9 protein-coding genes and 1 tRNA gene are annotated in these 7,833 nt (G+C 55.6%); 9 read left to right on the forward strand and 1 reads right to left on the reverse strand.

The features are described from left to right. The 4 genes from trkA to hflX form a co-directional block, all read left to right on the forward strand. Window positions 1–756: Trk system potassium transporter TrkA (gene trkA / locus B4F73_RS06645; RefSeq protein WP_290482807.1), on the forward strand; the 756-nt coding region annotated here is incomplete at its 5' end. A gap of 81 nt (window positions 757–837) precedes the next feature. Next, on the forward strand, window positions 838–2,166 hold the full coding sequence (locus tag B4F73_RS06650) for a potassium transporter TrkG (RefSeq protein ID WP_290482808.1): 1,329 nt from the start codon (window positions 838–840) through the stop codon (window positions 2,164–2,166). 79 nt (window positions 2,167–2,245) lie between these two features. Further along, on the forward strand, window positions 2,246–2,494 hold the full coding sequence (hfq, locus tag B4F73_RS06655; protein ID WP_034812840.1) for an RNA chaperone Hfq: 249 nt from the start codon (window positions 2,246–2,248) through the stop codon (window positions 2,492–2,494). Between the two features lie 6 nt (window positions 2,495–2,500). Next, the gene (gene hflX, locus B4F73_RS06660; protein ID WP_290482809.1) at window positions 2,501–3,817 is read left to right on the forward strand and encodes a GTPase HflX; all 1,317 of its coding nucleotides are present in this window, start codon (window positions 2,501–2,503) and stop codon (window positions 3,815–3,817) included. On the opposite strand, the gene mazG is transcribed toward hflX, so the two are convergent. Beyond that, complete coding sequence (gene mazG, locus B4F73_RS06665; RefSeq protein WP_290482810.1) at window positions 3,804–4,640, reverse strand: nucleoside triphosphate pyrophosphohydrolase; 837 nt, start codon at window positions 4,638–4,640, stop codon at window positions 3,804–3,806. The two genes, hflX and mazG, sit on opposite strands and share 14 nt — an antisense overlap. Window positions 4,641–4,894: 254 nt before the next feature. Here mazG and B4F73_RS06670 point away from each other — a divergent pair, with 254 nt between their 5' ends. The 5 genes from B4F73_RS06670 to B4F73_RS06690 all read left to right on the forward strand — a co-directional run. Then, window positions 4,895–5,770, forward strand: a complete 876-nt coding sequence (locus B4F73_RS06670) for an SMP-30/gluconolactonase/LRE family protein (protein WP_206990439.1) — start codon at window positions 4,895–4,897, stop codon at window positions 5,768–5,770. 126 nt (window positions 5,771–5,896) lie between these two features. Further along, the gene (gene secE, locus B4F73_RS06675; RefSeq protein ID WP_034812848.1) at window positions 5,897–6,106 is read left to right on the forward strand and encodes a preprotein translocase subunit SecE; all 210 of its coding nucleotides are present in this window, start codon (window positions 5,897–5,899) and stop codon (window positions 6,104–6,106) included. A 46-nt stretch (window positions 6,107–6,152) separates the two neighbouring features. Next, window positions 6,153–6,695 (forward strand): transcription termination/antitermination protein NusG, encoded by a 543-nt coding sequence (gene nusG, locus B4F73_RS06680; protein ID WP_034812852.1) that lies wholly within the window; start codon window positions 6,153–6,155, stop codon window positions 6,693–6,695. A gap of 86 nt (window positions 6,696–6,781) precedes the next feature. Further along, window positions 6,782–6,858: transfer RNA gene (locus B4F73_RS06685), tRNA-His, on the forward strand. A 255-nt stretch (window positions 6,859–7,113) separates the two neighbouring features. After that, the coding region (locus tag B4F73_RS06690; protein ID WP_290482811.1) for an outer membrane protein at window positions 7,114–7,833 on the forward strand (720 nt) is incomplete at its 3' end.

Raw genomic sequence — 7,833 nt, forward strand, 5'->3', positions numbered from 1 at the left:
GGAGATCGTGCCTATGTTGCCGTTCAGGATGAACATGCCGACCGACTGACGTCTATCTTCAACCGGGAATCGGAACAGTCCGGGCATGTCGTGATTGTTGGCGGGGGCAATGTTGGTCTCTATGTTGCCACCACGTTGGAGCGCGAAGGCAAGAACCGCATCCGCCTCATTGAGCACAATGTGGAACGGGCCAATGAAGTCGTGTCCGAGGTCAAGCGAACGATCGTCATTCAGGGCGATGGGCTGAACCCTGATATCCTTGCGGAAGCTGGTGCGCCGAAAGCCGACTTCGTGGTTGCGATTACCAATGACGACAAGGCCAATTTGCTGATTTCCAATTTGGCCAAACGTGCGGGCGCAAAACGTACTCTGGCACTCGTGAATGCGACTGAGCTGGCTGGGCTGGCACGTGATCTGCGAGTGGATGCTGTTCTCGATCCGCGGGCCCTCACGGTCTCACAGATCCTGCTGCGCATGCGTCGGGGACGTATTCTTGGGCTTCAGTCCATTGAAGATGGCAAAGCGGAAGTTGCAGAGGGAATAACGCTCGAGTCGTCGTCGCTGATCGGCAAGCCGCTTGGCTATGATGATTTGCCGGAAGGCATGACCGCTGCTGCTGTCATACGCGGCAAGGAAGTATTCATTGCCGGACCTGATGTTACAGTCCAAGCCGAAGATCATCTGATCATATTTTATCAGGAAGAGATGGTTCGAAAGGTTGAAAAGTACTTCCGGGTCAGTCCGGACTTTTTCTAAATCATGTACTACGCTTCTGTCGTCCGCGTTCTTGCTTTCTTACTGCTGATCGTCGCTGCCGCCAGCATTCCGTCAATCTTCATGGCGATTGCAGCGGGTGAAGATAGCCAGACCTTTGCCTTCGGCACGATGGTCCTGTGTATTGTCGTTGTATCAAGCAGCGTTCTGCTGCTCACACCCAAACCGGATAGGAAGGCCCGACCCTCCGATGCGTTGGGAACGGTTATTCTGTGGTGGTTTATCACGCCGGTGGCGACTAGCTTGCCGTTTGTGCTGGGGGTCGAAAACGATAGCGTTCTCAGCGCGATACATGAGGCGACTGCTTGTCTTACGACCACCGGGCAATCGGTCATTTCTGTCCAGAACAATGAGTGGCCAATCAGCCTGGTTGTCTGGCGCGGCATGCTGCACCTATTGGGGGGACTCGCCACCATAACGGTAGCTGCCAGCGTGTTGGCTGCGCTCAATCTCGGCGGTCCGGGCATTCATCGAACCGTCTTGTTTACCGTGCCGGAAACAAGCTTCTTCAATGCTGTCCCGCGCGTCGCCCGCGTGGTCAGCATATTGATGGTAATTTCAATACTCGCCCTGTTCTCCGCTTTGGTCTTCATGGGGGTTCCGGCCGAACGCGCCTTGGGCGACTCGGTGAGTGCGCTGACAACTGGCCTGGTGCACCCACAAGGCATCATGCGCGCACCACTGGACACAGGACCATCTATCGTTTTGGGCATTGGTCTACTAGTTGGAGCCATGGGCCTGGCGATCTGGTTGCCGCTGAAGGACCGGAAGCCGCTCAAAGCTGTTACGGACCCTGAAGTTACACTTTTCGTAGGATTGCTATTCGTATTTGTCGGTTTTGCGGTGGCGTCCGATCTCAATGTGACCGAGGGATTGTCTTGGGCTTTGTCAGCCTTGTCGACGTCCGGCCTCTCTCTGTCTGACCCTGCAGATTACAACCGCATTCCTCTTCCTGTGCTGGTTTTGCCGGCCTTGATCGGCGGGTCGGCGCTGTCTGCAGCGGGCGGAGTCAAAATTGCGCGTTTCATTGTGCTGGCCCGAAGGGCTGGTCAGGAATTCCGTCAACTCGGATATCGGCAGTCGGTCTTGGGATTTCGTTTCCGGGATCGAGAATTGAACGAACGAAGCGTGATAGGGGTCTGGGTTTATCTGATCGGTTACGTACTCTCGATATTCCTGCTCATGTCCGGATTTGCCTTTCTGGGGCTGGATTTCATCCTGGCTATACGTCTCTCTATTGGCGGTCTGACCAATTCAGCAGCCGTACTGGGGAGCTATCCGGTGGACTTAACTGGGCCTGCGCAAGCATTGATCATTTTTTCAATGATTCTCGGGCGATTGGAGGTTTTAGCCCTAATTCCAGCCCTTTCCCTCAGCTTTTGGAGGGGGTAACGGCTGTTCGCACTTGCACTGAAGCTGTAATCCCGTTAGCGCGACACATAACAAGAACAGGCCAGATTGGATTCCCGTCATGTCCGCCGACAAAAAACAGAATTTGCAAGACACCTTCCTGAATGCCGTCCGGAAGTCCCGGACTCCCCTGACAGTCTTCCTGGTCAATGGCGTTAAACTTCAGGGTGTGGTGACTTGGTTTGACAATTTCTGTGTTCTGCTTCGCGGTGACGGACGCCCACCACAGCTTGTTTACAAGCACGCCATCTCTACAATTGCTCCAAGCGCCCCGGTGCAGTTGTTTGATGAGGAAATGGATGCGGACTAGGCCATTTTGACTGACAGGATGATTGATCGCACGCCAGTGCCCGAGGTGGCTGGCGTGATTATCCCTTGGTTTACACCTGCAAACAGACCCACCGAAGACCGTCTGCAAGAAACGGCAGGCCTCGTGGAAGCGCTTGGCTGTAATTTGGCCTTCCTGCGCGCTGAACATGTTCGCAAAGTGAATTCGTCGGTCTTGCTGTCGGGAGGTATTCTTGATCGATTGGCCGAAGACCTCCGCCAGAATGATTGCACCGTAGCCGTCGTTGACGGTGACCTGACACCGGTTCAGCAACGCAACCTCGAGCGAAAGCTTGAAGTGAAGGTCATCGACCGGACGGGCTTGATCCTCGAAATATTTGGCTTGCGCGCCCGGACCAAGGAGGGCCGTCTTCAGGTCGAATTGGCCCGTCTCCTTTACGAGCGGTCGCGACTGGTGCGGACCTGGACCCACCTTGAGCGCCAGAGGGGCGGTGGCGGCTTCCTGTCTGGCCCCGGTGAAAGCCAGCTCGAAGCAGACCGGCGGATGCTGGACGACAAGATCCTGCGGCTGCGCCGTGATCTGGACGATGTGAAGCGCACGCGCGCCGTGCAAAGGGCAGGGCGCAAGCGGAGCGGAAAGCCTGTGATTGCGCTGGTGGGCTACACCAATGCCGGCAAGTCGACCCTGTTCAACCAGATGTCCGGCGCTGACGTCTTCGCGCGGGACATGCCGTTCGCGACGCTCGACCCCACGATCCGCAGGTTTGACCTGCCGACCCTCGGCGAAGCGGCCTTGATCGACACGGTCGGGTTCATCACAGATTTGCCGACCCATCTGATCGACAGTTTCCAGGCGACGCTGGAAGAGGCCATGCAGGCAGATCTCCTGGTCCATGTGCGCGACCGATCGAGCCGGGCAGATCTGGAACAGGCCGAAGATGTGATGATCGTGCTGGAGCAATTGGAGGCCGAGACCGGCCTGCCATTGCCGCCCATGATTGAGGTCTGGAACAAGGCCGACCTGCTTCCGGATGATCGTGCCGAGGCGCTCGCCTTCTCTGCGCGTGGGCCACTCGATACACCGGCTGTGCTTGTTTCGGCGTTGACGGGAACAGGGATCAACGAATTGCTCAATCTCATTGAGGCCGTTCTGTTGAAGGGCGCGACCGAGATCGAGTTGGAGCTGGGGACGAAGGACGGGCGGGCCCGGGCCTGGTTGCACCGCAACGGGGAAGTCCTTTCGGAGACGACATTGGACAGCGGGAACGTTGTGATGACAGCGCGCCTGCCCAATGACAGGCTGGGTCAATTCTATTCCGAATTTCCAGACTTTAATCCTGCCTGACGCGCTCCTGCTGTTTCACGCGCTGCCATAGAGATTCCTGCGCGTCGATATCGAGCGCTGCAAAGTCCTGACCATCCTGTTCAGCGAGTCCTTCCATGGCGCGGAAGCGGCGTTCAAATTTGGCATTGGCGCGTCGCAAGGCCTGTTCCGGATCCACATTGAGGCGACGGCTGAGATTGGCCGCAACGAACAGTAGATCGCCCAGTTCGTCTTCTATCTTGTCCGGGTCGCCGGTTTCGATGGCTTCACGTACCTCGCCGGTTTCCTCAGCCAGCTTATCGAAGATGTCATCAGCCTCGGTCCAGTCAAAACCTACTCGCGCTGCCCGCTTCTGGAGTTTCTCGGCGCGTAGCAGAGCTGGCAGGGCGAGCGCAACGCCATCCAACGCGCTGGCGGAGTCTTCGGGTTGTCCTTTGGCAGCGCGTTCCTGCGCCTTGATCACTTCCCACGCGGCGACCTGTTGATCCTCCGTTCTTGAGCTTTCATCGCCAAACACGTGCGGATGGCGGCGAATCATTTTTGCATTGATCGCCTCGACCACATCCGTGATCTCGAAGGCGCCAGCTTCTCTGGCCATCTGACTGTGGAAAACGACCTGAAAGAGCAGGTCACCCAGTTCTTCCTTCAGTTCATCCATATCGGCGCGCTGAATTGCATCGGCCACCTCGTAGGCTTCCTCAATCGTATAAGGTGCAATCGTCGAGAAGTTCTGCGCAACATCCCACGCACAGCCCGTGTTCTTGTCTCGAAGTTTCGCCATGATGTCGATCAAGCGAGCCATGGCTTCGCTAGCAGGCGAATAGGAATTGATGTCGTCGGTCATCGAAACCGACTAGCCTGACTCTCCTGCGGAAGCGACTGATTGATTGACAATTTGTCGATGTCGCGTGACCTGAATGGGCGGGTACATCAGTGTGGCATCGCATGCGCCTGGCGCTTGGGCTCCGGTTCGGTCTGCCAAGGATGCCTTAGACCAAGGTGCGCCGCCGATTGCAAAGCTTTCTGGTTTGTCGACGAACGAGTCGCTACGATGAGTCGGACTTGCGTAATCTGCCAAAACGAGGATGCCTGATGTTCATGACGCCCGAATGTGTTGCGCCGACAGGATGCACGCTAGGTGAGGGGCCGCTCTGGAGCCCATCGGAAGGCTTCCTGTGGTGGGTGGATATCAAGCGGGCGAAACTTCACAGATTCAATCCAAGAACCGGCAATACACGACGCTATGACTTGCCCATAAAAGCCAGTACGCTTGCTCTGTATGATGGTAGCATACTTATGGCCGGTGACCGGGAAATCGGAGTCTACGACCCGTCGACCGAAGCCTATGATCGACTTGCCGTGCTGGCTGAGGAGCCGAAAACAAATCGTACGAATGACGGCGGCATCGCGCCGGACGGGTCCCTATGGTTCGGTACAATGGACGAATCCGAAAAGGAACCGAAGGGTGGCTACTACAAATTCAGCCTGGATGGGTCAGTTGACGCGCTACGCCTGCCATCGGTCCTAATTACCAATACGTTCCAATTTTCTCCAGACGGACGGAAGTTCTACACATGCGATTCTGCAGAACAGGAAATTCTGTCTTTTGATCATGATCTAGAGACCGGCAAGCTGTCCGGGCGAAAGGTTTTATCTGATACTTTCGAGCTAGCGGGCTATCCAGATGGTTCGGCCATTGATTCGGAAGGCTGTCTTTGGACCTGCCTGTGGGATGCATCTCGAGTCATTCGACTGACCCCGGATGGAGAGATTGACCGGATTATCGTTCTTGCAGCAACACGCCCAACCAGCGTGGCGTTTGGAGATGACGACTTGAAGACGCTGTTCATAACGACCGCGCGATCCGGCTTGTCCTTTCCGCAGCTGGATGCCCGACCCTTATCAGGCAGCCTGTTTGCGATTCGGGTGGATGTTCCGGGTTTGCCGCCTCGCGAATTTGGCAAACCGCTTTGAGCTCAAGCGTTCCCTTGCAGGACCTGCACAAGACACCACCTAGCCTAGACAATGCCAGCAGTGTACTTAACCGTGGACGTGGCGGCTCAAAACCGCTAACTCCCCGCTTTTCAAGAGAGAGTCGGAATGGCCGATAAGGTGAAAAAGAAACGCGTAGGTCCTATTACCTTCTTTCGGCAGGTTCGTGCCGAAGGGAACAAGGTGACGTGGACGTCCCGTCAGGAAACGATCCAGGCGACGATTTTTGTCGTTATCATGTCTATCCTGATCGCCCTTTTTCTGTTCTTAGCCGATTTCGTCATCAATTTGGCCGTTAAGGCGATAACGGGCCTCTGAGACCAGAACGGCCCGTCAACATTTCATTAGGGAGCGCGTAGGCCTCATGGCTGAAGCCAAATGGTACATTGTCCATGCTTATTCCAACTTCGAGAAGAAGGTCGCTTCGACCATTCTCGAACAAGCGGAACGCAAAGGACTGGCAGACCTGATTGAAGACATGCAGGTGCCGACCGAAGAAGTCGTCGAAGTCGCGCGCGGTAAGAAGAAGACCGTCGAGCGCCGGTACTTCCCGGGCTATGTCCTTATGAAGGCCGTCATGACGGATGATGTCTATCACCTCGTAAAAGACACGCCGAAAGTGTCGGGCTTCCTCGGAGCAGAAGGTGGCAAGAAACCCCTTCCAGTTCGCCAGCGTGAAGTTGATCGCATTCTTGGTTCCTCTACCGACTCAGCTGCCGAGCGTCCGCGTCCGCAGATTTCCTTCGAAATCGGCGAACAGGTTCAGGTCAACGATGGTCCGTTTCAGGGCTTTGAAGGTTCTGTTGAAGAAATCGATGAGGAAAACGGTCGCCTCAAGGTCACGGTTTCCATTTTTGGCCGCGGAACACCGGTCGATCTCGAGTTCGAGCAAGTCGCTAAAGTCTGATTTGTCAGACGAATCAGGTAGAGCGCAGTTCGCTACCGGGTTTTGCTTGAAACAAAACGAATTGAGCGGTATTTCCCGCTCATCGTGCCGCCTTAGCTCAGTTGGTTAGAGCACTAGATTGTGGATCTAGGGGTCCCCCGTTCGAGCCGGGGAGGCGGTACCATTTTTTTCTTGTCAATTGTTCCCGACCATTGAAAACATTGGCAATTTGCAAGTTCCAAAAGTTTGACGAGTCGGCAACAATCTGTTGCAATTGGGTCGCGGTTATAAAAAATGCCGCTATTCAACTGATACGCGACTCTAATAGGGCTCGAAGTATCTGATAAATGAGTTTATTCAGGAACCATACGTGGTTTAACCCGTATGAACCTGCGGCCGAGGACAATCCCGTCATTCGGCACACAAAAGGGGATTGAGTATGAAGAAAACTCTTATGTGCGCGACAGCCGCGGCCGCATTTGCGTCTGCCGGCTTTGTCGCACATGCTGAGGACGGGTGGTACGCCCGCGCCGACGCAACTTACGGATTTTCGGGCCAATTCGACCATGATCCTGCCGACCGCGATGTCGTCGGTACGATGGGCGGTACGTCCGACGCTGATGAAACCATCGGTTTCGATCTCGGTCTTGGTTACGGCTTTGACAACGGCTTCCGCCTTGAAGGTGTCGGCGGCTATGGCGATGACGACCTGAGCGTTCCGGCTGCTTCCTACAATGGCGCTCCATCCGGTGCGGTTCCAGCCACAGCTGGTAACCTGCAGACCATGGAACTCATGCTGAACGGCATTTACGACTTCAACCGCGAAGGCGAGATCCAGCCCTATGTCGGCTTGGGTCTTGGTGTCCTGCGCGCGAATGCCAAAGCGAATAACCTTGTTTTCACCAACGGTACCGACGTTTCCGCTGCTAACGGTTTCTCCGACAGCGACACGGGCTTTGCTTACCAGGGTCTGCTTGGCCTCGGTTACAAAGTATCTGATCAGCTGACGCTGGATCTGGGCTATCGCTACAAAGTTGCTGAAGGTCTTGACTTCGGTGGCGTTCATGGCGGCCCGAACTATGATGCCGATTACGAGGCTCACCTGGCAACTGTAGGCATGCGTTTCGCATTTGGTGCACCGCCACCACCGCCTCCGCCA

This window comes from Hyphomonas sp. UBA3601, assembly GCF_002375605.1.
Taxonomy (GTDB): Bacteria; Pseudomonadota; Alphaproteobacteria; order Caulobacterales; family Hyphomonadaceae; genus Hyphomonas.

What these genes read in the sequence shown, in the direction of transcription:
- B4F73_RS06670 (WP_206990439.1), top strand. Translation starts at nt 4,895, where the DNA reads ATGACGCCCGAATGTGTTGCGCCGACAGGATGCACGCTAGGTGAGGGG.
- secE (WP_034812848.1), top strand. Translation starts at nt 5,897, where the DNA reads ATGGCCGATAAGGTGAAAAAGAAACGCGTAGGTCCTATTACCTTCTTT.
- nusG (WP_034812852.1), top strand. Translation starts at nt 6,153, where the DNA reads ATGGCTGAAGCCAAATGGTACATTGTCCATGCTTATTCCAACTTCGAG.
- mazG (WP_290482810.1), bottom strand. Translation starts at nt 4,640, where the DNA reads ATGACCGACGACATCAATTCCTATTCGCCTGCTAGCGAAGCCATGGCT.
- B4F73_RS06650 (WP_290482808.1), top strand. Translation starts at nt 838, where the DNA reads ATGGCGATTGCAGCGGGTGAAGATAGCCAGACCTTTGCCTTCGGCACG.
- hfq (WP_034812840.1), top strand. Translation starts at nt 2,246, where the DNA reads ATGTCCGCCGACAAAAAACAGAATTTGCAAGACACCTTCCTGAATGCC.